The 22,933-nt window shown below is 65.2% G+C and carries 19 protein-coding genes and 1 pseudogene; 16 read left to right on the forward strand and 4 right to left on the reverse strand.

Annotated features, from left to right (window positions below; genetic code table 11):
* The first annotated feature begins 27 nt into the window (after positions 1–27).
* The 4 genes from IM816_RS02880 (at position 28) to IM816_RS02895 (ending at position 6,942) form a co-directional block, all read left to right on the forward strand.
* Positions 28–3,021, forward strand: coding sequence for a TonB-dependent receptor (locus tag IM816_RS02880; protein ID WP_250339721.1), 2,994 nt, complete (start codon positions 28–30; stop codon positions 3,019–3,021).
* 54 nt (positions 3,022–3,075) lie between these two features.
* Positions 3,076–4,323 (forward strand): dipeptidase, encoded by a 1,248-nt coding sequence (locus IM816_RS02885; RefSeq protein WP_250339722.1) that lies wholly within the window; start codon positions 3,076–3,078, stop codon positions 4,321–4,323.
* A gap of 109 nt (positions 4,324–4,432) precedes the next feature.
* Positions 4,433–5,152, forward strand: coding sequence for a M15 family metallopeptidase (locus tag IM816_RS02890; RefSeq protein ID WP_250339723.1), 720 nt, complete (start codon positions 4,433–4,435; stop codon positions 5,150–5,152).
* Positions 5,153–5,325: 173 nt separating this feature from the next.
* A complete protein-coding gene (locus IM816_RS02895; RefSeq protein ID WP_250339724.1) occupies positions 5,326–6,942 on the forward strand; it encodes an NAD+ synthase in 1,617 nt (538 codons plus the stop codon).
* 123 nt (positions 6,943–7,065) lie between these two features.
* On the opposite strand, the gene IM816_RS02900 is transcribed toward IM816_RS02895, so the two are convergent.
* Complete coding sequence (locus IM816_RS02900; protein ID WP_250339725.1) at positions 7,066–7,902, reverse strand: hypothetical protein; 837 nt, start codon at positions 7,900–7,902, stop codon at positions 7,066–7,068.
* A 143-nt stretch (positions 7,903–8,045) separates the two neighbouring features.
* Between IM816_RS02900 and IM816_RS02905 the strand changes: the two are divergent.
* Positions 8,046–8,218, forward strand: a pseudogene (locus IM816_RS02905) (integrase core domain-containing protein); the annotation flags it as partial.
* A gap of 67 nt (positions 8,219–8,285) precedes the next feature.
* On the opposite strand, the gene IM816_RS02910 reads toward IM816_RS02905, so the two are convergent.
* A complete protein-coding gene (locus IM816_RS02910) occupies positions 8,286–9,113 on the reverse strand; it encodes an outer membrane protein assembly factor BamD (protein ID WP_250339726.1) in 828 nt (275 codons plus the stop codon).
* A 69-nt stretch (positions 9,114–9,182) separates the two neighbouring features.
* Here IM816_RS02910 and rluD point away from each other — a divergent pair, with 69 nt between their 5' ends.
* Both rluD and pgeF read left to right on the forward strand, forming a co-directional pair.
* Positions 9,183–10,157 carry a 23S rRNA pseudouridine(1911/1915/1917) synthase RluD gene (gene rluD, locus IM816_RS02915; RefSeq protein ID WP_250339727.1) on the forward strand — a complete coding sequence of 325 codons (975 nt, stop codon included), beginning with the start codon at positions 9,183–9,185 and terminating at the stop codon, positions 10,155–10,157.
* 2 nt (positions 10,158–10,159) lie between these two features.
* Positions 10,160–10,900 (forward strand): peptidoglycan editing factor PgeF, encoded by a 741-nt coding sequence (gene pgeF / locus IM816_RS02920; RefSeq protein ID WP_250339728.1) that lies wholly within the window; start codon positions 10,160–10,162, stop codon positions 10,898–10,900.
* Positions 10,901–10,945: 45 nt separating this feature from the next.
* On the opposite strand, the gene otsA is transcribed toward pgeF, so the two are convergent.
* Together otsA and otsB are read right to left on the reverse strand one after the other, a co-directional pair.
* Positions 10,946–12,361 (reverse strand): alpha,alpha-trehalose-phosphate synthase (UDP-forming), encoded by a 1,416-nt coding sequence (gene otsA, locus IM816_RS02925; RefSeq protein WP_250339729.1) that lies wholly within the window; start codon positions 12,359–12,361, stop codon positions 10,946–10,948.
* Entirely contained in the window at positions 12,358–13,143 is a 786-nt protein-coding gene (gene otsB, locus IM816_RS02930; RefSeq protein ID WP_250339730.1) for a trehalose-phosphatase, read from the reverse strand. The genes otsA and otsB overlap by 4 nt, the downstream gene beginning before the upstream one ends.
* 169 nt (positions 13,144–13,312) lie before the next feature.
* Here otsB and clpB point away from each other — a divergent pair, with 169 nt between their 5' ends.
* From clpB to ruvA, 9 genes are all read left to right on the forward strand, one after another.
* The gene (gene clpB / locus IM816_RS02935; protein WP_250339731.1) at positions 13,313–15,895 is read left to right on the forward strand and encodes an ATP-dependent chaperone ClpB; all 2,583 of its coding nucleotides are present in this window, start codon (positions 13,313–13,315) and stop codon (positions 15,893–15,895) included.
* Positions 15,896–16,056: 161 nt separating this feature from the next.
* The gene (locus tag IM816_RS02940) at positions 16,057–16,359 is read left to right on the forward strand and encodes an FmdB family zinc ribbon protein (protein WP_072322618.1); all 303 of its coding nucleotides are present in this window, start codon (positions 16,057–16,059) and stop codon (positions 16,357–16,359) included.
* Between the two features lie 85 nt (positions 16,360–16,444).
* A complete protein-coding gene (locus IM816_RS02945) occupies positions 16,445–16,996 on the forward strand; it encodes a DUF3011 domain-containing protein (RefSeq protein WP_250339732.1) in 552 nt (183 codons plus the stop codon).
* 97 nt (positions 16,997–17,093) lie between these two features.
* A complete protein-coding gene (gene aspS / locus IM816_RS02950; RefSeq protein ID WP_250339733.1) occupies positions 17,094–18,863 on the forward strand; it encodes an aspartate--tRNA ligase in 1,770 nt (589 codons plus the stop codon).
* A gap of 13 nt (positions 18,864–18,876) precedes the next feature.
* Positions 18,877–19,515, forward strand: a complete 639-nt coding sequence (locus tag IM816_RS02955; protein ID WP_250339734.1) for an alpha/beta hydrolase — start codon at positions 18,877–18,879, stop codon at positions 19,513–19,515.
* A 330-nt stretch (positions 19,516–19,845) separates the two neighbouring features.
* Positions 19,846–20,799 (forward strand): IS110 family transposase, encoded by a 954-nt coding sequence (locus IM816_RS02960; protein ID WP_250338290.1) that lies wholly within the window; start codon positions 19,846–19,848, stop codon positions 20,797–20,799.
* A gap of 221 nt (positions 20,800–21,020) precedes the next feature.
* Positions 21,021–21,770, forward strand: coding sequence for a YebC/PmpR family DNA-binding transcriptional regulator (locus IM816_RS02965; protein WP_250339735.1), 750 nt, complete (start codon positions 21,021–21,023; stop codon positions 21,768–21,770).
* 46 nt (positions 21,771–21,816) lie between these two features.
* Positions 21,817–22,338 (forward strand): crossover junction endodeoxyribonuclease RuvC, encoded by a 522-nt coding sequence (ruvC, locus tag IM816_RS02970; protein WP_250339736.1) that lies wholly within the window; start codon positions 21,817–21,819, stop codon positions 22,336–22,338.
* Positions 22,335–22,931, forward strand: coding sequence for a Holliday junction branch migration protein RuvA (ruvA, locus tag IM816_RS02975; RefSeq protein ID WP_072322624.1), 597 nt, complete (start codon positions 22,335–22,337; stop codon positions 22,929–22,931). Before ruvC ends, ruvA begins: the two co-directional genes overlap by 4 nt.
* Positions 22,932–22,933: the final 2 nt, after the last annotated feature.

Here is a 22,933-nt window from a genome sequence, read left to right on the forward strand (position 1 = left end):
CGATTGTCACCTTATGGGAGTGGGGAGATGGGGGAGATCACGACGAACCGGCGCGCGCTGCGCCATGGCGCCTTGTGCCTGGCCATCGGTCTGGGCCTGGCGGTATCCAGCTCGGCATTTGCCGCCAATACCGACGGCACGATCGTCGGCCGCACGAAGTCCGGCGCCACGGTGACCGCACGCGATCCGGCGACTGGGCTCACGCGCACGGTGACCGCCGATGCAGAAGGCAATTTCCGCCTGCCGTACCTGCCGGTCGGGCGCTACCAGGTCGACAGCAGCAAGGATGGCAAGCCCGTGGCGACGACCGCCGACGTCACCGTCAGCCTGGGCAACGCCACTACGGTCAATCTTGTCGAACGCGGCTCGGCCACCACGGAGCTGGAAGGCGTGCAGGTCAGTGCCCCCGTCGTGATTTCCGCCGTGGACGTCAGCTCCACCGAGACGGCGACCAACATCAGCCGCGAGGAAATCCGCCGCCTGCCGGTGGATCAGAACGTGCAGTCGGTCGCGCTGCTGGCGCCGGGCGTAAACAAGGGCAACGCCGGTTTCGGAGGCATTTCGTTCGGCGGTTCGTCCGTCGCGGAGAACTCATTCTATGTGAACGGCCTCAACGTGACCGATTTCTACAACCGCAACGGCTTCTCCGAGGCACCGTTCGCCTTCTACCAGGAGTTCCAGGTGAAGACGGGTGGCTACTCGGTCGAGTTCGGCCGCACCACCGGCGGCGTGGTCAACGCCGTTACCCGCTCTGGCACCAACGAGTTCAAGGCGGGCGCGGAGATGACCTTCGAACCCAGCGCCTGGCAGGCCACCACGAAGAACCGCTACTGGGACGGCGAGCGCTACATCACCTCGTCCGAGGACCACTACTCGCGCACGAAGATGAACGTGTATGCATCCGGCCCTATCGTGAAGGACAAGCTGTTCTTCTTCGCGATGTACGAGGCGCGTGGTTACACGCCGCAGAACACGGACAACCTCGGGACGGTGCTGACCCAGAACGATACCGACTCGGGCTTCTGGGGCGCCAAGATCGATTGGCACATCAACGACAAGAACCTGTTCGAGTTCATGGCCTTCTCGGACAAGGACAAGAACGTCGGCTCGGTCTACAACTACGACTACGCCACCCACACGAAGAGCCAGCGCAACGATCAGATCTTCAGCGATACAGGCGGCAAGAACTGGAACGGCACCTTCACCAGCTACCTCGTCGACAACTTGTCGATGAAGCTGATGTACGGGCGTAACCAGCGCGAGGACTTCACCCGCGCGCAGTCGGACATCGAGTGCAATCCGGTGGCAAAGGTATCCGCTGTACCCGGACCGGGCGTACCGCTCGGATGCAGCACGAGCACCGCGGTCATCAAACGTAACGACACGCGCAAGCAGGGGCGCGCGGATTTCGAGTGGAGCCTGGGCGATCACCTCATTCGGTTCGGCTACGACCACGAGGTGGACACGTCGATCTATTCGCGTCACTACCCAGGCCCGGGGGCGTACTACTACAACATCTACGCGACCACGCCCGGCGCGACGATCGAAAACGGCGGCGTGGTCCCTGCCGGCTACAACGCTTACGTGCGTGCGCGACGCTACGAGATCGCGGGCACCTTCGAGACCACGAACAACGCGTACTACGTCGAAGACAACTGGAACATCACACCGGATTTCCTGCTTAACGCGGGCCTCCGTCGCGACGCCTTCGACAACAAGACGGGCGAGGGAGCCAGCTACATCAAGATGGACAACATGATTGCGCCGCGGCTTGGTTTCTCGTGGGATCTCAAGGGCGACGGCACGACGAAGATCTTCGGCAACCTCGGGCGCTACTACCTGCCCGTGGCGAACGTGATCAACATCAAGCAGGCGGGCGGCTTGCTCGACCAGCGCACCTACTATGCGTTCGACGGTTACCAGATCCTCGATCGCAACGGTTCGCCCTACGCCATGCCGATCCTGGGGCCGCAGATCGGTCCGGTGGACGATTCGCAGGGTAACGGCACGGTGGGCGATCTGCGCGCCGAGGTCGACAAGCACATGGACAGCGTCTATCAGGACGAGGCCATCCTGGGTTTTCAACAGGCCATCACGGATAAATGGTCCTGGGGCGTGAGTGGCACCTATCGCAAGCTGCACGATGCGATCGACGACATGGAAATCAGCGCCACGCCGCAATGTGGCGGCGACGGGTACATCGGTTACGTGATGGGCAACCCAGGTCGCAAGCTCACCGTCTACGGCGACACGAACTGCGACGGCACGCCGGACGGTTACATCGACATCGACACATCCAAGCAGGGCTGGGCGTTGTATGACGCGCAGGGCAACTACCTCGGTCAGCGTGGCTGGAAGAAGCCAAGGCGCTCGTTCGGCTCGCTGGAATTCCAGGTGGACCGCGCGTGGGACGAGAAGTGGATGTTCAACGCGTCCTATGTGCTTTCGTGGAGTCGCGGTAACGCCGAGGGGCCGGTGAATTCCGATACCAACTTCGACGATACGGGCCGTACGGAGAACTTCGACGATCCGTGGGTGAACCTTTCCGGCGGTTACCTCCCCAACGATCATCGCCACCAGTTCAAGGTACGCGGCACCTACGCCATCACGCCGCACTGGCAGGTGGGTGCCGATCTCACGGCGCTTTCGGGCAGCCCGATCACCGGTTACGGCGTGGGCAATCCGTACGATGCGACGGTCTATCACAGCTACTTCATCTGCGTGGAAAACTGCGCCGACCCCATTTCGCAGAACCGTGTCTACCAGCGCTCACCGCGCGGCGAGGATCGCACCCCATGGACCTTCAACCTCAACGCCAGCATCACCTACCTCATGCCGCTGGATGAGAAGAACAATCTGCGAGTGAAGTTCGCTGTGTACAACCTGCTCAATCAGCAGCGCACGCTTGGCGTGGATCAGGATCTGCAGACGTCGGTCGGTGGCCTCAATCCTACCTATCTGCAGCCGCAGCGCTTCCAGTCGCCTCGCTTCGGGCAGCTCACCGTCTCCCTGGACTTTTAATGTCCCTTGCGTCGGCGCCCGGTAGTGGGCGCCGCCTTTTTCATGGAGGCACGCATGAAGCGCATTCTCAGTCTGGCCTTCCTGCTCTGTAGCGCTGGGCAGGCGCAGGATCATCCCCTCACGTTGGATACGCACGTCGATATCCCGTTGTCGTACATGCAGGATCCGAAATTCGACGCCGGTCAGGATGGCGTGCTCAAGGTGGATCTGCCGAAAATGCGACGCGGCGGGCTCGATGCCGCGTTCTTCGTCATCTACGTGGAGCAGGGGCCGCTGACCCGCGCGGGTTATGCGAAGGCCGTCGCGCAGGCGAAGCGCAAGTACGACGCCATCGACCTCATGGTGCAGCGTTATCCGGAACAGATCAGTCTGGCGCGTACGCCGGGGGACGTCCGCGCCAACAAGACCGCTGGGCGCTTGTCCGCCATGATCGGCATCGAGAACGCGTATTCGCTCGGCCATGACCTGAAGCGCCTCGATGTCGCCTATGCACGTGGCGCGCGCTACGTCGGCCTCGTCCACGTCGGCAACAACGACCTGTGCGGCAGCTCGCTCCCGCGCAAGGAACTTGGCGACGCCCCGGACAGCAACCTCGGGCTGAGCGAGTTCGGGCGGGCGGTCGTCCGGCGTGCGAACGCGCTCGGCATGATGGTGGATGTATCGCACGCCTCCGATGCCTGTGTACGCGACGTGCTGGCGCTGTCTCGTGCGCCGATCATTGCATCGCACTCGTCGTCGCGCGCGATGACGGATCACCCGCGCAATCTGCCGGACGACCTACTCGCCGCGATCGCGGCAAAGGGCGGCGTCGTACAGGCGGTGGCATACAAGGAGTTTCTGAAGAAAGACCCCGAGCGCGCGGCAGCGGAGAAGGCCCTGCAGGCAAGGGTGGCGAAGGCGGCCGGCGACAAGGACTACGACAGCGAAAAGCACGACTACCTACCGTCCTATGTCGAGGGCATGAAGGCGATCCAGCGCGACCACCCGCTCGCGACACTGGACGATTTCCTCGATCACATCGAGCACATGGTGAAGGTGGCCGGCATCGATCATGTCGGTATCGCGTCGGACTTCGACGGTGGCGGCGAAATCACCGGTTGGATGGATGCCTCGCAGACGCGCAATGTGACCGCGGGCCTCAAGCGCCGAGGTTTTTCCGACGACGACATCGCGAAGCTCTGGAGCGGCAACCTGCTGCGCGTCTGGGCGGCCGACGAGGCGGCATCGACCCAGCAGAATCCGATGCCGGTCGGCCAACGTCGCGAAGCGTGGAACGACACGCATCTCTACGGTTACGGTTAGCGCGCCGGCTGGCGCTTTCTCGTACAGTGGGACGGGCAGCGGATGGACGTCGAGCCCTTGGTCGATCTCCTACCGCCCGACCCATTGCGCCTGACCAAGGTCGATCCCGATGCCGATTTCAGCAGTGACTTCGAAGATCTGGCTTTCACTCGCGTGCGCGCTTGCCCTTAGCGCCCACGCTGGTGAGCCGCCGCAGCTGTCGGCCGCCTGCACGCCGGAAGAGGCGGGACTGATCGATGTGCGCGCCCGCGCGCCGGACATCGCCGAAGCGATTCACTACGCCGGCAGCGACAACTTCGTCGGCCGCCCCGTGGATGGCTATGCAGCGGCAAAGTGCTACCTGCGCACTGCCGCCGCCGAGGCGCTGGCGCGCGTAGAACGCAGCCTGCGCGCACAGGGCTACGGTCTGCTGGTATGGGATTGCTATCGGCCAGCGCGTGCGGTCGCGGATTTTGTCCGCTGGGCGGGAGATCTTTCGGATACGCGCACCAAGGCAACGCATTATCCTCACCTCAGCAAGGACAAGCTGCTGGGCGAATACATCGCGCCGATCTCCGGACACAGTCGCGGCGCTACGGTGGACCTGACGCTGATGCGCTGCGACGGCGGGCAGTGCACGCCGCTGGACATGGGCACCGACTTCGATTTCTTCGATCCGCGCGCGCATACCGACGCCCCCGATATCGATGCCGCGCAGCGCGCTCATCGCCAACGGCTCCTTGGCGCCATGGCGGCGGAAGGCTTCGTGAACTACCCGCAGGAGTGGTGGCATTACACGCTGCCGTCGGCCGCGGAGGCGGGCGTGATCTACGATGTTCCGGTGAAGTGAGCGGGAGCTAACGTTCTCCTCCCCGGTGTCTTCGCGGCGCCCGCGGTGGGTTTCGGCGTTCGTGGGAGACCGCTACTCGCCAACGCGAGGCGCTGCCGGTAGGCGCGGCTGACAAAGCCCCGCCACGGGCCATGCCTTATCATGGGCGTTCCCCGCGACCGCCCGGATCCTCCATGTCCACGTTCCGCTTCGCCCTGGCCCAGTTCGATTTCCCCGTCGGAGCCACCGCCGCCAATGCCAAGCGCGTACAGGCGCTGGCCGAGGAAGCACGCGACCGCCTCGGTGCCTCGCTGATTGCCTTTCCCGAACTGACTTTGTCCGGCTACCCGCCCGAAGATCTCCTGCAACGGCCCAGCTTTCTCGAAGCCTGTCACCGGGAAATCGAGGCGCTGGCGCCGCGGATCGACGGGATCTCCGCCATCGTCGGTTACCCGGACTCGCACGGCGAGGTGTACAACGCGGCCACGCTCATTCGCGAAGGCAAGCGGGAGTGGACCTATCACAAGCAGGCGCTGCCCAATTACACCGTCTTCGACGAGAAGCGCTATTTCCAGCATGGCGAAGCCACCCGCGTGTTCGTCATCGACGGTGTGCGCGTTGGCATGCTCATCTGCGAGGACATCTGGGAAGCCGAACCCGCAGCGCATGCCGCACAGGCGGGCGCCGAGCTGATCCTCGTGATCAATGCCTCGCCCTACGATCGTCGGCAGGCGGCCACCCGCGAGGAACTGCTGCGCCGTCGTGCCACGGAAAACGGCGTGCCCATCGCGTACGTCAACCTCGTGGGCGGGCAGGACGACCTGCTCTTCGACGGCCACTCGCTGCTCGTGCAGGCCGACGGTCACGTCGCGGCACGCGCACCGTCGTTCGAGGAAATGCTGCTCGCCGTGGAATACGACACGGAAACGAAGCGCCTCGCCGCCATCGATTGGCCGGCACCCGACACCCGCTCACCGGAAGCCATCATGTATGCCGGGCTGGTGCGCGGCGTGCGCGACTACGTCGGCAAGAACGGCTTTTCCGGCGTACTGCTGGGCCTCTCCGGCGGCATCGATTCGGCACTGACGCTCGCCCTCGCCGTGGACGCGCTGGGCAAAGACAAGGTCACCGCCGTGATGATGCCCACGGTATACACCTCCGATCTGTCGCTGCGCGAAGCCAAGGCGCAGGCCGAGCAGCTTGGCGTCGAGTACCACGTGCTGCCGATCGAGGGCATCTATGAGGCTTTCACTGGTGCTCTGGCGCCTGTCTTCGCCGGACGCGAACCGGACATCACGGAGGAAAACCTCCAGTCGCGCACGCGCGGCGTCTTGTTGATGGCGATGTCCAACAAGACCGGCAAGCTGCTGCTTTCCACGGGCAACAAGAGCGAAATGGCGGTGGGCTACGCCACTCTTTATGGCGACATGTGCGGCGCTTATGCGCCGCTCAAGGACGTCTACAAGACCACCGTCTATGCGCTGTCGCGCTGGCGCGCGGCGATCGACGGGGCGATTCCCTTGGCGGTGATCGACCGTCCGCCCTCGGCCGAACTCCGTCACGAACAGACCGACCAGGATTCGCTGCCGCCCTACGACGAATTGGACGCCATCCTCGAACACTTCATCGAAGGCGAAGCGTCGGCGGAAGACATCATCGCGGCGGGCCACGAGGACGCCACCGTGCGTCGCGTCATCCGCATGGTCTTCATCAACGAGTTCAAGCGTCGCCAGGCCGCCCCCGGCCCCCGCGTCACCACCAAGGCCTTCGGCCGCGAACGCCGCTACCCCATCACCTCCGGCTGGCGCTAAAGGGGGGGGCGGGCCACTCCGTCGCCGATACCCAGATAGTCCGCCGGGGGCTCGGTCGCGATAGGCGCCGGTGTGGCCCGATCGCGAGCTCGCATGTTTGGGCGCGCATTGATCAAACCATGCTTAATTCCCGAGAGAAGCGGTTCCCCGCTCCAGGAGTAAATCGAACGCCCGGCCGCCGAGCCCCCATCCGAACCTCGACGGATAGGGCACCAGATTGATCCTGCAAAAGCACACGCAAAACGCTTCAGCTGGGAAATTCGTGTAAGCGAGGGGCGGAATCCAGAAGTGGTAATCCGCATTGGTGCCGTATGGCAGGCGTTGAATCAAGGAAAACAAGGAGATGAGCAAGTTGTCCTCGGCAATGTAGATTCCCCAATTGCACGTTATGTCCTGGAATAACTCGCCGTTTCCGACGGGTCCCAGCCGCACCGACAAGCCGTTCGGATAGTCCGGGACATATAAGCCGTCATCTGCGACGCCTTCGATGACTGGTGGCGTGAACGTCAGGAAGCGCGTCACCTTGATCGACCGAGTAGGCGAAACGACCACGGAACCATCGCGCAGATGCACAGAGTAGGTAACGTCGACGTCCTTCCCTTCGAATGGCCGGCGCTTGTCATCCGGCAGCGGGATGATCAAAAGATCCTGGCCGGATGACGGCACCGGTGGCGACGAGAAGCCGGCAGAACCGTCCGATGCCAGCCAACGGACGCTCACGAGTGCGTCGAGCGGCAGGGCGGCCGTCACGACACGCATGTCGGCGTGGCCAGCCGTTACAGGGAAATAGGTGCCCCAGATTGGGACATCTGGAATCTCCTCCGCGTCATCGGCAGAGTTTCCCCAAAAGATGCGAGGCTCGTGGAGCTGTGCGGCGAGAACACTGTTGCTCGCCAGCGCGAGGGCGCTGAAGGGGGATGTGCTCCGGTCGGGTCCGCTGGGATAGTCGATCGTTTTCATGATCCGTCCTTGGATAGTGAGTACGAAGATGCTGCCCGTGATCGCTCGCTTATGAAAGGGGCGCTTGCCGCCGATCGTTACGCAAATTCACGCGACACCTAGGCAACTCGCGCGTACGCCTAACAAATCACGCAGCATTGCCTGTACAGCTTCGGCTGATCGAGTCAGACAAACCCAATCAGAACGCCTACGTTGAGTCCTTTCAACGGGCGTCTGCGCGACGAATGCCTGAATGAGCATGGGTTTACCCACCCGCTACACGCCCGCACAATCATCGAGTCAATGGCGGCGGGAACACATCGAGGAACGACCTAGGAATGTGTCGGCGCTCGAATCATCCACTAAAACGAACAAGCCGGCTTTCGCCGGCTTGTTCGCTTGGATCAGTGGTGCCCCGAGAACGGGATCGCCTTGCGCCAGACCGACGGGTGATGCGGCCAGTTCGGGTCCGTCAGGTACGGGTGATCCGGGTAGTTCAGGGCCAGCACCTGGCGGGTCTGGTCGGCCAGCGGCTTGCGGTCGAGGGCCAGATAGCTGCGGGTGAGGATTGCCAGGGCGTCCGCCGTCTGCGGCGACTGCTGGTAATGCTCGATCACGTATTGGGCGCGGTCCGCCGAGGCCACGTAGGACTTCGTGCGCAGGTAGTACTCCGCCACGTTGATCTCGAACTGGGCCAGCTGGTTGCGCAGGAAGATCATGCGCTGGCGGGCGTCCGTGGCGTAGGCGCTGTTCGGATAACGACGGGTCAGCTGGCTGAAATCGTCGAATGCCGTGAGGTTGAAGCCCTGGTCGCGACGCGTGGATGCCGAGTTGCCGCGCTGCAGATAACGCTCGATCAGGCCACCGGTACGGTCGAAATTGATCAGACCGCGCAGGTAATAGGCATAATCTGCATGCTTGTGGGTCGGAAACGTCTTGATGAAGCGGTTGATCGTCGAGTACGCGTCGTCCGGCTTGTTGTCTTTGTACTGCGCGTAGGCCAGTTCGATCTGGGCCTGCTCATTGATGTCCCCCGACGGGAAGCGCGCGATGAGGCGCTCGTAGGCCTTTTCGGCCGCGGCATAGTCGGAATGCTCGAGTGACTCGTGAGCATTGGCGTAGAGCCGGTCGACCGGCATCGTGTCGATCGTCTCCTTCTTGCTGTGGAACATCGAGCAGGCGCTCATCGACAGGGCGAGGACGAGCAGAATGGTGATCTTAGTTGCACGCATTGAGAGAGTTCGGATGCTTGAGCGAAAAGGCATGATAGCCGAAACCGGCCTTGGGCCGGGTGGGGCGCTATGACGACGGTCAGACACGAGGCCAGCGTGCCGGTCTCGGCCGCAGGTCGGCGTTTCGACCAGTCCCTGGCCGAGATGTTCCCCGAGTATTCCCGATCCCGCCTGACGGCCTGGATCAAGGAGGGCAAGGTGCTGCTGGACGGCGCCAAGGTGGCGCCCCGGCACCTGCTGCGAGGCGGGGAGCGGGTGGAGCTGGAGGCCGAGCTGGAGACCGAGGTCGATGCCCAGCCCGAGGACATCGCCCTGAACATCCGCTACGAGGACGACGACCTCATGGTGATCGACAAGCCCGTGGGGCTGGTCGTCCACCCGGGGGCGGGCAACTCGGCCGGCACCCTGCTCAACGCCTTGCTCCACCACAGTGCCGCCCAGGCCGAGCTGCCCCGCGGCGGCATCGTGCACCGCCTGGACAAGGACACCGCGGGCCTGATGATCGTCGCCAAGAGCATCGCGGCGCATACCGCGCTCGTGGCGATGCTGGCCCGGCACGACGTACACCGTCAGTACGAGGCCGTGGTGCTCGGCACCATGGTCGCCGGCGGCACGGTGGACCAGCCGATCGGCCGCCACCAGCACGATCGCCTGAAGCAGGGCGTGCGCGACGTGGAGGATGGCGGCAAGGAGGCCATCACGCACTACCGCGTGCGTGAGCGCTTCCGCGCCCACAGCGTGGTTCAGTGCAATCTGGAAACGGGGCGCACGCATCAGATTCGCGTACACATGGCCCACCTCGGCCATCCCCTGGTCGGCGATCAGCTCTACGGCAACGGCCTGCGCCTGCCGCGTGGGGCGAGCCAGGAACTGATCGACGCGCTTCGTGGCTTCCGTCGTCAGGCGCTGCACGCGGAAAAGCTGGCTTTCGAGCATCCGCTGACGGGCGAGCACCTGGAGTTCGAATCGCCGCGGCCTGCCGACCAGGAAGCCCTGATCGCCGCCCTGCGGGCCGACACGGCCCTGCATCCGATCGAGGACTGAGCATGGACGACGCCTGGATCGTGCCGGACTGGCCCGCCCCGGCGACCGTCGGGGCCGCGGTCTCGACCCGGCAGGGGCCGGGCGTTTCGGCGCCGCCGTACGACCGCCTGAATCTCGGGCTGCGCTCCGGGGATGACCTCGCCGCCGTGGTGACGAACCGGGCGGCGCTGGCCCAGGCCCTCGCGCTGCCGGCGACACCGCTATGGCTGCGCCAGATCCATGGCACGGCTGTTGCCGAGCACTCGGCACCGCGCGAGGACGAGCCGGAGGCCGACGCCGCCGTCGCCCGTGGGCCGGGCAAAGCGCTCGCGATCCTCACCGCCGACTGCCTGCCGGTGCTCTTCACCAGCGCTGACGGTGGGACGATCGGTGCGGCACACGCGGGCTGGCGCGGGCTGGCGGCAGGCGTGCTCGAAAACGCCCTGGCCCGGATGGCGGTCCCAGCGGCGGACGTCATGGCGTGGCTGGGGCCGGCGATCGGCGCGCCGTCCTATGAGGTGGGTGACGAAGTCCGGGCTGCGTTCGTCGCTACCGATCCGGGCGCGGAAGCCGCCTTCACCCCCACCCGGCCGGGGCACGCCCTGTGCGATCTCTACATGCTGGCGCGGCGCAAGCTGGCGGCGGCGGGCGTCACGCGTGTCTTCGGCGGCGGCTTCGACACGTTCCGCGACTCACGCTTCTACTCCTACCGCCGCGACGGCGCGGCCAGCGGCCGTTTCGCGACGGTGATCTGGACGCGTTGATTCGCTGTCACACCGAGCGGTCGGTGTGACAGCGACCGTGCGCCATCAAGGCGCGACGTTGGGCTTCGGCAGGTAGATTTCGGGCTTTACGCGCGGTGGCTCGGTCAGCGCGTGCAGGAACGCATTGCGCCAGGTCGTGATGTCGTTGCGTTCCAGTACGTCCATCATCGACTGCCAGCGCATCCGCCGCTCCTTCAACGGCATTTCCAGGGCGCGCTTCAGCGCTTCCGATACCTCGTCCAGATCCGACGGATTCACCAGCAGGGCGGCGTCCAGTTCCTGCGCGGCGCCTGCAAAGCGCGAAAGCACGAGCACGCCCGGGTCCTGCGGATCCTGGCAGGCCACGTACTCCTTCGCCACGAGGTTCATGCCATCGCGCAAGGGCGTGACCAGGCCGACCTTCGCCACGCGGAAGTAGCCTGCGAGCACCTTGTGCGCAAAGGACTTGTTCACGTAGCGGATCGGCACCCAGTCCGGTTCCGCGTACTGGCCGTTGATGTGGCCCGCGCTGCGCTCCAGTTCGCGGCGGAGCGATCGGTATTCAGGCACGTCCGAGCGGGATGGCGGGGCGATCTGCAGCAGCGACACGCGGCCACGCATCTCCTTGTGATCGCGCAGCAGGCGAGCGAAGCCCTCGAAGCGCTCGGGCAGGCCCTTGGAGTAATCCAGGCGATCCACGCCGATGATCAGCGCACGGTCGTCGATCGACGCTTTCAGCTTCGCCACCGCGCCACTGTCTTCCGCGCGGTGCGCAAGTTCCACGGCCTCGGCGGTGTCGATGCTGATGGGGAATACCCCGGCGCGGAAGATGCGTCCGTTCGCTGCACGGATCCGGCCGCCCGTGCGCATGGCCGCGCCCAGTTCGTGCAGGAAATAGTCTTCCAGCGCGCGCAGATCGCGCTGCGTGTGGAGACCCACCAGATCGTACGAGGCCAGGGGCTCGAGCAGTTCGCGGTGGCGGGGCAGGGTGATGAGCAGTCCTGCAGCCGGCAGCGGGGTATGCAGGAAGAAACCGATCCGGTTCTCTACGCCCTCTTCGCGCAGCATCGCAGCCAACGGAAGGAGGTGGTAGTCGTGCACCCAGATGATGTCGTCCTTGCGGATCAACTTCGCCACGCGCTTGGCGAAGATGCGGTTCACCCGGAGATAGCCTTCGAGGTGATCACGGCGATAGTCGACCAGATCGGCGCGGTAGTGGAACAACGGCCACAGCGCGCGATTGGCGAAACCGCTGTAGTAGTCATCGTGATCCGCCTTCGACATGTCGATGGTGGCGTAGCTGATGTGTCCGTCCTCGACTTCATGCAGCTCCTTGCCCGTCTCGGCGGCGATGTTGCCGCTCCAGCCGAACCACAGACCGCCCATTTCCTGCAGCGCCGCGTTCATGGCGGAAGCGAGTCCGCCGGTCTGTGTCTGCTTGGGCAGCGCTACGCGGTTCGATATGACGACTAATCGGCTCATCGTGGTCTTGCGGCTCCCTGCGTCAATGCGGCCTTCACGGCATTCAGCCAAGCATGAACATCGGCCGGGCTAGGCAATGTGAACGCGGCATGTGACGGCGTTCTTTCGCCGACGCGCACCGACGCCCCCCCGCGTTCGTTGACCACCGCGAACGCATGTTCGTCGGTCAGGTCGTCGCCCAAATACACCGGGCGACGTCCCTGAAACGGCGCCGCATCGAGAAACGCCGCCACGGCCACGCCCTTGTCCATGCCACGCGGCTTGAACTCGTAGACGTAGCTGCCGGGCTGTAGTTCGAAGCCGGGGAAGCGCGCCGCGATCGCGGGCGCGACGCGATCGAGTTCCGCGGCATGGTCCGGACGTTCGCGGCAATGCAGCGCCACCGACCAGCTCTTGTCTTCCACGCGGACGCCGGGCATGGCGATCGCCACGTCATGCACGATGGCTCGCAAGCGGGCCAGTTCCTCCGCGTCCACGGGCATCGTGACGAGGCGTCCGTCGGCGTCGCGGCGCTCGAGGCCGTGCTGGCCGGCTGCGGCCCAGCGCTGACGCCCAAAGATGCGGTCGAGCCCTGCGATAGCGCGTCCGCTCACCAGGGCCAGCGCACCGTCCAAGGCGTCATGGATCGTGTCGAGCGTCTCGATCAGCCCGTCCACCACGACTACCCCCTCGGGATCGTCGGCGAATGCCAGCAGCGTGCCGTCGGCATCCAGGAACAGGGCAGTGTCGGAGGTGACGAGGTCGGCAGGCGGCCGGGGCAGATTGTCGCGGGCAGTGGTCACGGGAGCTCCATGGGCGGCGATCCGCGAAGGATGACGTTGTGCTCGTGAAAAAAGTGGTGGTTCACGCAGCGGCCGGGCCGTTGAAGGCGCATGCTTGCACCCGCATTTACCTGCCAGAGGCGTCGCGGGGAGGGCCCGGGGGCGCCAAACCTTGCGGAGAACAACCAAGATGCGAATGGACAAACTGACGTCGCGCTTCCAGCAGGCGCTGGCCGACGCGCAATCGCTGGCCGTGGGCCGCGACAACAACATCCTCGAACCTGCCCACGTGTTGGCTGCGTTGCTGGACCAGCAAGGCGGTTCGACGGCGCCGCTGCTTACCCAGGCACAGGTGAACGTGCCGGCGCTTCGCCAGCGGGTCGGCGAGATCCTGGAGCGGCTGCCGCGAGTCAGCGGCCAGGAGGGCAACATCAGCGTCGGCAACGACCTCAACCGCCTGTTCAACCTCACCGACAAGCTCGCCCAGCAGCGTGGCGACCAGTTCATCGCCAGCGAACTGTTCCTGCTGGCTGCGCTGGACGACCGTAGCGAGATCGGCGGCGCGTTGAAGGCCGCTGGCGCGACCAAGGAGCGGCTCGAAGCCGCCATCGAGAAGCTGCGCGGTGGGGAGAAGGTGCAGTCGGAAAACGCCGAGGACCAGCGCCAGGCGCTGGAGAAGTACACCATCGATCTCACCGAGCGCGCGGAGAGCGGCAAGCTGGATCCCGTGATCGGCCGCGACGAGGAAATCCGCCGCACGATCCAGGTGTTGCAGCGTCGAACGAAGAACAATCCGGTGCTGATCGGCGAGCCCGGTGTGGGCAAGACCGCTATCGTGGAAGGCCTCGCGCAGCGCATCGTCAATGGCGAGGTGCCGGAAGGGCTGCGTGACAAGCGCGTGCTCTCGCTCGACATGGGCGCCTTGATCGCGGGTGCGAAGTTCCGCGGCGAGTTCGAGGAACGCTTGAAGGGCGTGCTCAACGACCTCTCCAAGCAGGAGGGTCGGGTGATCCTCTTCATCGACGAGCTGCACACCATGGTTGGCGCGGGCAAGGCGGACGGCGCCATGGACGCCGGCAACATGCTCAAGCCGGCGCTCGCGCGCGGCGAGCTGCACTGCATTGGTGCCACCACGCTCGACGAGTACCGCAAGTACGTCGAAAAAGACGCGGCACTCGAACGCCGCTTCCAAAAGGTGTTCGTCGGCGAGCCGAGCGTGGAGGACACGATCGCGATCCTGCGCGGATTGAAGGAGCGCTACGCCGTGCACCACGGCGTCGAGATCACCGATCCGGCGATCGTCGCCGCAGCGACGTTGTCGGCCCGCTACATTCCGGATCGCCAACTTCCCGACAAGGCCATCGACCTGATGGACGAAGCGGCCTCGCGCATTCGCATGGAAATCGATTCCAAGCCGGAGGAACTCGATCGTCTCGAGCGTCGACTGATCCAGCTCAAGATCCAGCGCGAGATGCTCAAGAAGGAGCAGGATGACGAGTCGCGCCAGCGCCTCGCCCATTTGGAAGCCGACATCGAAAAGCTCGACCGCGAGTTCTCCGACCTCAACGAAGTATGGAAGTCGGAGAAGGCGACGCTGCAGGGCGCCACCAAGATCAAGGAGCAGATCGAACAGGCACGTCTCGATCTCGAGTCGGCCCAGCGGCGCCAGGACTACGGTGCGATGAGCGAGATCCAGTACGGCCGCCTGCCGGCGCTGGAAAGTCAGCTCGCGGCCGCGCAGAAAGCTGAGAAGCAGGACTTCACGCTGCTGCAGGACCGCGTTACGGCGGAAGAGATCGCCGAAGTGGTGGCACGCTGGACCGGCATTCCCGTCGCCAAGATGCTCGAAGGCGAGCGCGAGAAGCTGCTGCACATGGAAGAGGCGCTGCACGGTCGTGTGGTGGGGCAGGACGAAGCGGTGCGCGCGGTGTCCGACGCGATCCGCCGCGCGCGCGCCGGGCTGTCCGATCCCAACCGTCCGTATGGCTCGTTCCTGTTCCTCGGCCCCACGGGCGTGGGCAAGACGGAGCTGTGCAAGGCGCTGGCCGACTTCCTGTTCGACACGCAGGACGCCATGGTCCGCATCGACATGAGCGAGTTCATGGAGAAGCACTCCGTGAGTCGGCTCGTCGGTGCGCCCCCGGGCTACGTGGGCTACGAGGAAGGCGGTTATCTGACCGAGGCGGTGCGTCGCCGGCCGTACAGCGTGATCCTGCTCGATGAGGTGGAAAAAGCGCACCCGGACGTCTTCAACATCCTGCTTCAGGTGCTCGACGACGGTCGCCTGACCGACGGCCAGGGGCGCACGGTGGACTTCCGCAACACCGTCATCGTGATGACCTCGAACCTCGGTTCCAACCTCATCCAGGAGCAGGCCGGCGACAGCGAGGCGGACTATCTGCAGATGAAGGCGTCGGTACTGGGCGTGGTGCAGGCGCACTTCCGTCCGGAATTCATCAACCGTCTGGACGATCTCGTCGTCTTCCGCCCGTTGGACAAGACCCAGATCCGTTCCATCGCGCGCATCCAACTCGACTATCTGGCCAAGCGTCTGGCCGATCGTCAGTTGTCGCTGGATCTGACGGATCGTGCGCTCGACCTGCTGGGAAGTGCAGGATTCGACCCGGTGTACGGCGCGCGGCCGTTGAAGCGGGCGATCCAGCAGCAATTGGAGAACCCACTGGCGCAGCGCATCCTGCAGGGCGTGTTCTCGCCCGGTCAGACGGTGCGCGTCGATTCCGACGGCAACCACCTGACGTTTAGTGCGGTGTGAGTCGGCGGCTTGCGCCGCCTGTAAGTCGGCCGCTGTGCGGTCTGGGAACCGTCAGCTCACCGTTCGGTTCACGGTTTCCAGCGTGCGCAGCACGCGACTTTCAGGCCGCGCAGCGGCCGACTTACGCGATAATGCGCCCGATAGAACCTCGAGGTATCCCGATGCCCATCTACGAATTCCAGTGCCAGGCCTGCGGTCATCGCTTCGACCGCCTGCAGAAGATGTCCGATCCGGATCCCGCCACCTGCCCGAGCTGCGGGGAGCCACGCGTGGGTCGCCTGCTCAGCGCCCCGCAGTTCCGCCTGGCTGGCGGCGGCTGGTACGAGACCGACTTCAAGAAGGACGGTGAGCGCAAACGCAACCTGGCGGAAGGTTCCTCCGGTGCGCCCGCAGCCGCCCCTGCGCCTGCACCCGCGGCGGCTCCGGCGCCCGCCCCCGCGCCTGCCGCGAAAACCGGCGACTGACCCGCGCAGGTTCCTGCGGTCCGTTCAAACAGCGTTGCGTTGGCCTCGTATAGTTTTGCCCCCACACACATGGGAGGTCTGGGGTATGAGACGCATTCTGGGGCTGTTTGCCACCGTCGCCATCGGCGCTCTGTCGCTCGCCGCCCCGCACGTGGCGCACGCCCAGCGGGGCGGTGACACCGTCAACTGCTACAGCGACAACGGCCGGCGTTCCTATTGCCGCGTGCCGTGGCGCGACGCGCGCCTGATTCGCCAGGATTCGCAGACCGCATGCATTCGCGGCCGTACCTGGGACATCGACCGCGGTGGCCTTTGGGTCGACGACGGCTGCCGCGGCATCTTCCAGGAAGCCCGCGGCTGGGGCGGCGACGACCGGCCGGGTTGGGGTGGCCGCCCGGACGATGATCGACCGGGTTGGGGTGGTGGCCGTCCGGGTTACGGCGGCGGTGGGCAGATCGTGTCCTGCGACAGCGAGGACAACAAGCGCGTGTTCTGCCGCTGGCCGATCGGTCGCGGCGCGCGCCTGGTCGAACAGACCTCCAAGGCGAACTGCAGCGAAGGCTACAGCTACGGCTTCACCCGCGACGGGATCTGGGCCGATCGCGGCTGCCGCGGCAAGTTCGACATCGGCCGCTGAGGCCGTTCGCAGGCGTTTGGAGACCCCGGCTCGTGATACGATCCGGGGTCTTTTCCCACGCATTGACCGCCTTTGCGGTAGCCGGAGTTCCAAGCGCATGCGCACCCATTTTTGCGGACTCATCGACGAGTCGCTGATCGGCCAGGACGTCACCCTCTGTGGTTGGGTCAACACGCTCCGGCTGCAAAGCCACGTGGCCTTCGTCGACCTGCGCGACCACGAGGGCATCGCCCAGATCGTGATCGAGCGCGAGAACGCCGATGCCTTCGCCGTGGCCGGTGAGCTGGGTTACGAATTCGTGGTGCGCGTCACCGGCCAGATCCGTAAGCGGCTCTCGGCAAACGACAAGCTGAAGACCGGCACCGTGGAGTTGCTGGCCGACAAGGTCGAGATCCTCAACGCCGCACGCGACCTGCCGTTCGCACTGCATGAGTCGCCGAATGAGGACATGCGGATGACCTACCGCTACCTCGACCTGCGTCGCCCCGAAATGCAGAAGATGATGCGCACGCGCACGGCGCTGGTGCGCGAGCTGCGTCGTTACCTGGATGCCGCCGGCTTCCAGGACATCGAAACCCCGATCCTCACCAAGGCCACGCCGGAAGGCGCGCGCGATTACCTCGTGCCGAGCCGTGTGCATGCGGGGCAGTTCTATGCGCTGCCGCAGTCGCCGCAGCTGTTCAAGCAGATCCTGATGATGGCCGGCTTCGATCGCTACTATCAGATCGCGCGCTGCTTCCGCGACGAGGACCTGCGCGCCGATCGCCAGCCGGAATTCACCCAGCTCGACCTCGAGTTCGCCTTCGTCGAAGAGCGCGATGTGCAGGATTTCGTCGAGAACCTGATCCGCCATGTGTTCCGCGAAGTGCGCCACGTCGAACTCGACGCCAGCTTCCCGCGCATGACCTATGCCGAAGCCATGCGTCGCTTCGGTTCCGACAAGCCGGACCTGCGCATCCCGCTGGAGCTGGTCGACATCGCCGATGCGGTGAAGCACGTGGAGTTCAAGGTGTTCTCCGGTCCGGCGAACGATTCGGCCGGCCGCGTTGCCGCGCTGCGCGTTCCCGGCGCGGCGGACCTGTCGCGCAAGGACATCGACGGCCTGACCGAGTACGCCGCCAAGTACGGTGCGAAGGGTCTGGCCTGGCTCAAGGTCGACGACCTCGCCAAGGGCCGCGAAGGCATCACCTCGCCGGTCGCCAAGTTCCTCGACGATGCGGCGCTGACCCAGGTGCTGGCGCTTACCGGCGCCGCGTCCGGCGACATCGTGTTCTTCGGCGCCGGTGCGTGGAAGACCGTCACCGATTTCATGGGCGCGCTGCGGATCAAGCTCGGCCGCGATCGCGGTCTGGTCGAAAATGTGTGGAAGCCGCTGTGGGTCACCGACTTCCCCATGTTCGAGTACGACGACGAGGAAAAGCGCTTCGTCGCGCTCCATCATCCGTTCACCGCGCCCAAGGTGGACGACATCGCCGACCTGCGTGCCAACGCGGCCGTGGCGGTCAGCCGCGGCTACGACATGGTGCTCAACGGTAACGAGATCGGTGGCGGCTCCATCCGTATCCATCGCCCCGAGATGCAGAGCGCGGTGTTCGATCTGCTCGGCATCGGTGCGGAAGAGGCCGAGGCCAAGTTCGGCTTCCTGCTCAAGGCGCTGCGCCTCGGCGCGCCGCCGCACGGTGGCCTCGCCTTCGGTATCGACCGCATCGCTGCACTGATGGCGGGCACCGAGTCGATCCGCGACGTGATCGCCTTCCCCAAGACCACCAGCGCACAGGATCTGATGACCGACGCCCCGTCGCCGGTGTCCGAGCCGCAGCTCAAGGAGCTGCACGTGCGCGTGGCGGTCGCGGAGACGAAAGCCTGAACCGGAGGTGCCGATGACCCTTCCTGCGCCCGAGGTTCTGCTGCTGCACGGGCTGTGGATGCGCGGTTTCGCCATGGCGATGCTGCATCGGCGCTTGCGTGAGGAAGGCTTCCAGGTTCATCAGTTCGAATATATGAGTGTGGCCGCGCCGCCGGAGCAGGCGATCGCGCGGCTGCGGAAGCGCATGCGTAGCCTTGCTCCCGGACCGGTCCACGTGGTCGGCCACAGTCTGGGCGGCATTCTGGCCTTGCTGGCCTGCCGGGACGGCGACGACCTGCCCGACGGGCGCATCGTCTGCCTTGGCTCGCCGCTCAACGGCAGCGGCGCCGCCCGTGGTCTGACCCATCGCTGGGGCGGCGACATGCTGCTCGGTCGCTCGAAGGAATTGCTGGAGCACGGCCTGGATCGCTGGGACGGGCCGCGCCAGGTTGGCGTGATCGCCGGACGGCAGCCGGTGGGCCTCGGTTCGCTCGTTGGCGATGTGGGTTCCGAACACGATGGCTCGGTGGGCGTCGAGGAAACCCGGCTTCCGGGCCTGACCGACCACTGCATTCTCGAAACCAGTCACACCGGCATGCTCGTTTCGGCCGATGTCGCCCGCCAGGTGGCGTATTTCCTCAGGGAAGGGCGTTTCGACACCCCACTGGTTTAGGAGCCGCTATAGCGGCGAGGACTTGCCGGTGGGAGCCAGCCTGCTGGCGATGGGGGACTTGCCTCGCTGCTACACCGCTTCGTTGGCTTTTCGCCACCAGGGTGGCTTGTATGTTGTGTCCGCCCCTTTCTCTCGCCGGCAAGGCGAGGGATAAGGGGCTGGGGTGAGGGACGCTAGTGGTATCGGCTCGACCAACGAGACCGACAGTGAGAGACATCCCGACCCATCGTGAGCGTCGATGAAGGATCTGGCGATCCGATCGCCGATGAACAAGCTAACGCGTCGATGGGCTTCACCCCAGCCGTCCTTGAGACTACGAGGAGTGGGACCATGAAGCCAGTACGTCATTTCGGGATCGATATCGACAAGGCGGCTCTGACGGTGGCTTGCCACCAAGTGCCGGGTCAGACGCGGCGGATCGGCAACGACCCGCCGGCCATTGATGCGTGGCTGGATGAGTTGCCGCCGCGCAGCGTGCTGGCCGTGGAAGCCAGCGGCGCCTGCCATCAGACGTTGTTGCAGCGTGCGGTGGCCAAGGGGGTGGCCATTTACCTGCTCAATCCGCGGGACGTGCGCCATTACGCGGAGAGCCTGCGGCGACGGGCCAAGACCGATCGGGTCGACGCCCAAGTCATTGCCCGTTATCTGGAGCGCGAGCAGGACCATTTACGACGCTATACCGCGCCGGAAGAGCATGCGGCCAGCCTGGAATGGCTGCTGCGGCGACGGGCCTTGCTGGTGAGGCAGCAAGGCAGCCTGCGGTTAGGTTTCCAGGACGCGCCGCTGCCCGCTATCGATGCCTTGTTGGCGCAGTACAAAGCCGCCCTGGCCCAGATCGACCGACTCATCGATGAGCAGGTCGCCGCCGATCGGGCGCGCCAACAACAACGCGAACTGCTGCGCACCATTCCCGGCGTGGGGGCGCTTAGCAGTGCGGCCTTGCTGAGCCTTTTCTGGCGCCTGCCAGGCATTGGCGCCGAGGCGCTGATTGCCTATATCGGCTTGGACCCTCGGCCCCGGGAGTCCGGCAGCTACCGCGGCACGCGTAAGCTCTCCAAGCGGGGCGAGGCGGAATTTCGACGACTGACTTACATGGCGGCGGCCACCTTCGCTCGGCATACGGTCGGCCAAGCACTCTACGCGCGCTACCGCGCGCGCGGACTCAGTGCCACCGCCGTCTTCGTGATCCTGGCTCGGAAGATCATCCGACTCGCCCACGCCATCCTCACTAAAGGTCAGCCCTTCGACCCCGAACGCTTCGCTGCCGCTTGCGCCTCAACATAGGATCTCCCACCTTTCGTTGCCGCGGCGGGAACCGCTGGTGGGAGCCAGCCTGCTGGCGATGGGAACTAGCCTTGCCGCTACACCGCTTCGTTGGCTTTTCGCCACCAGGGTGGCTCCCACCTTCGCTCCGTAGGCCTCTCGCCGCGGCGGCGGCTCCTACAGCCGACACAGTTCCGCTAGAATCGCGCCCCTGTCCGTCCGGTAAGACCAGGAATCCGAACATGGGTAGAGGCCCGTCCATCGAAGGTCGCAAGAATGCCGAAGACGCCAAGCGCGCTAAGGTGTTCACGAAGCTGATCCGCGAAATCACCATCGCCACGCGCGGTGGTGTGCCGGATCCGGCCGGTAACCCGCGCCTGCGCGCGGCGGTCGACAAGGCGCTTGCGGCGAACATGACCAAGGACACCATCGAGCGCGCGATCAAGCGCGGCTCCGGTGCCGAAGGCGGCGCCGATATGCACGAGATCCGCTACGAGGGCTACGGCCCGGCGGGTACCGCGCTCATCATCGACTGCGTGACGGACAACCAGACCCGCACGGTGGCCGACGTTCGCGCCGCGCTCAACAAGTTGGGCGGCAACATGGGCACCACCAATTCGGTGGCGTTCCAGTTCACGCGCGTCGGTCAGGTCGTTGTCCACACGGGCGGCGACGCGGACGTCGAGGCCAAGCTTGAAGAAGCGGCCATCGAGAACAACGCCGAAGACATCGTGATCGCCGACGGCGTAGGTACGGTGCTGCTCGCCTCCGATCCGATCGCCGTGGAAGCCATGCGCAAGGCGCTGGCCGCCGCGGGTTTCGACGTCGACAGCTCGGACGTGGTGATGAGGCCGAACGGTCCGCTGGTTACGCCGACCGGCGACGCGCTGGAGCAGTTCGAAAAGCTGCTCGAGCGCCTGAACTCGCTCGACGACGTGGACGAGGTCTACCACAACGCTGTCCTGCCGAATCACGACGCGGACGAGGGCTGAGGCCGGTTCGCCGGTCCCTTCCTGTCTTGCTTCCGACGCCGTCGTCATGACCCGCATCCTTGGTATCGATCCGGGCAGTCAGCGTACCGGCGTCGGCGTGGTCGACGTGGCAGAGGACGGCAAGGTCTCTTACGTGTGGCACGGCGCGCTGCTGGTGTCCGGGGAAGCCACCTTTCCGCTTCGGCTGAAACGCATCTTTGACGAACTCTGCGACATCATCGGCACGCATGCCCCCGCAGAAGCCGCCATCGAACGGGTTTTCATGGCCCGCAACGCCGATTCGGCGCTCAAGCTCGGCCAGGCGCGCGGTGCTGCCGTCTGCGCGGTGGTCAGCCAGGGCATCGTGGTGCATGAATACGCCGCGACCGAAGTGAAACAGGCGGTGGTAGGCACCGGGCGCGCCGACAAGACCCAGGTGCAGCACATGATCGGCATGATCCTCGGCCTCAAGGGCCCGATACAGGCGGATGCGGCCGATGCGCTGGCGATCGCCATCGCACACGCGCACACCCGCTCCAGTCTCGAACGCGTGGGTATCCCGCGCACGGCATGGAGGCGTCGTCGATGATCGGACGACTGCGTGGCACCCTCATCAGCAAACAACCGCCGTCGCTGCTGGTGGAAGTCGGCGGCGTGGGTTATGAACTCGACGCGCCGATGTCCACCATCTACGACCTGCCGGCGACCGGTAAGGAAGTGATCCTGCTCACCCATTACGCGGTGAAGGAAGACGGCGTGGCGCTCTACGGTTTCCTGCGGGAAGCCGAGCGCGCGATGTTCCGCAACCTGCTCAAAGTGAGCGGCATTGGCGCGAAGATCGCGCTGGCCGTGCTTTCGGGTGTGTCGACCGACGAGCTGTCGCGACTGGTCCACGCTGGCGATGTCGTGGCGCTGACCAAGATTCCCGGCATCGGCAAGAAGACCGCCGAACGTATGGTGGTGGAGCTGCGGGACCGCGTGGATGCCGTGGGCGTGCGCCTTCCGGTAAGTACGCTGGGCGAAGCGCTGCCGGTCGATCCGGTGGGCGAGGCGACCGTGGCATTGCAACAACTTGGCTACAAGCCCGTGGAAGCGTCGCGCCTCGTACAGAAGGCCGCCGCCGAGGGCGATTCGGCCGAAACCATCATCCGCAAGGCGCTCCGCGCCGCGCTGGGAGGTTGAGT

This window comes from Luteibacter flocculans, assembly GCF_023612255.1.
GTDB classification, from domain to species: Bacteria; Pseudomonadota; Gammaproteobacteria; order Xanthomonadales; family Rhodanobacteraceae; genus Luteibacter; species Luteibacter flocculans.

Bases quoted from the DNA above. Each gene is read 5' to 3' on its own strand.
- IM816_RS02880 (WP_250339721.1), top strand. From the start codon at position 28: ATGGGGGAGATCACGACGAACCGGCGCGCGCTGCGCCATGGCGCCTTG.
- IM816_RS02885 (WP_250339722.1), top strand. From the start codon at position 3,076: ATGAAGCGCATTCTCAGTCTGGCCTTCCTGCTCTGTAGCGCTGGGCAG.
- IM816_RS02890 (WP_250339723.1), top strand. From the start codon at position 4,433: ATGCCGATTTCAGCAGTGACTTCGAAGATCTGGCTTTCACTCGCGTGC.
- IM816_RS02895 (WP_250339724.1), top strand. From the start codon at position 5,326: ATGTCCACGTTCCGCTTCGCCCTGGCCCAGTTCGATTTCCCCGTCGGA.
- IM816_RS02900 (WP_250339725.1), bottom strand. From the start codon at position 7,902: ATGAAAACGATCGACTATCCCAGCGGACCCGACCGGAGCACATCCCCC.
- IM816_RS02910 (WP_250339726.1), bottom strand. From the start codon at position 9,113: ATGCGTGCAACTAAGATCACCATTCTGCTCGTCCTCGCCCTGTCGATG.
- rluD (WP_250339727.1), top strand. From the start codon at position 9,183: ATGACGACGGTCAGACACGAGGCCAGCGTGCCGGTCTCGGCCGCAGGT.
- pgeF (WP_250339728.1), top strand. From the start codon at position 10,160: ATGGACGACGCCTGGATCGTGCCGGACTGGCCCGCCCCGGCGACCGTC.
- otsA (WP_250339729.1), bottom strand. From the start codon at position 12,361: ATGAGCCGATTAGTCGTCATATCGAACCGCGTAGCGCTGCCCAAGCAG.
- clpB (WP_250339731.1), top strand. From the start codon at position 13,313: ATGCGAATGGACAAACTGACGTCGCGCTTCCAGCAGGCGCTGGCCGAC.
- IM816_RS02940 (WP_072322618.1), top strand. From the start codon at position 16,057: ATGCCCATCTACGAATTCCAGTGCCAGGCCTGCGGTCATCGCTTCGAC.
- IM816_RS02945 (WP_250339732.1), top strand. From the start codon at position 16,445: ATGAGACGCATTCTGGGGCTGTTTGCCACCGTCGCCATCGGCGCTCTG.
- aspS (WP_250339733.1), top strand. From the start codon at position 17,094: ATGCGCACCCATTTTTGCGGACTCATCGACGAGTCGCTGATCGGCCAG.
- IM816_RS02955 (WP_250339734.1), top strand. From the start codon at position 18,877: ATGACCCTTCCTGCGCCCGAGGTTCTGCTGCTGCACGGGCTGTGGATG.
- IM816_RS02960 (WP_250338290.1), top strand. From the start codon at position 19,846: ATGAAGCCAGTACGTCATTTCGGGATCGATATCGACAAGGCGGCTCTG.
- IM816_RS02965 (WP_250339735.1), top strand. From the start codon at position 21,021: ATGGGTAGAGGCCCGTCCATCGAAGGTCGCAAGAATGCCGAAGACGCC.
- ruvC (WP_250339736.1), top strand. From the start codon at position 21,817: ATGACCCGCATCCTTGGTATCGATCCGGGCAGTCAGCGTACCGGCGTC.
- ruvA (WP_072322624.1), top strand. From the start codon at position 22,335: ATGATCGGACGACTGCGTGGCACCCTCATCAGCAAACAACCGCCGTCG.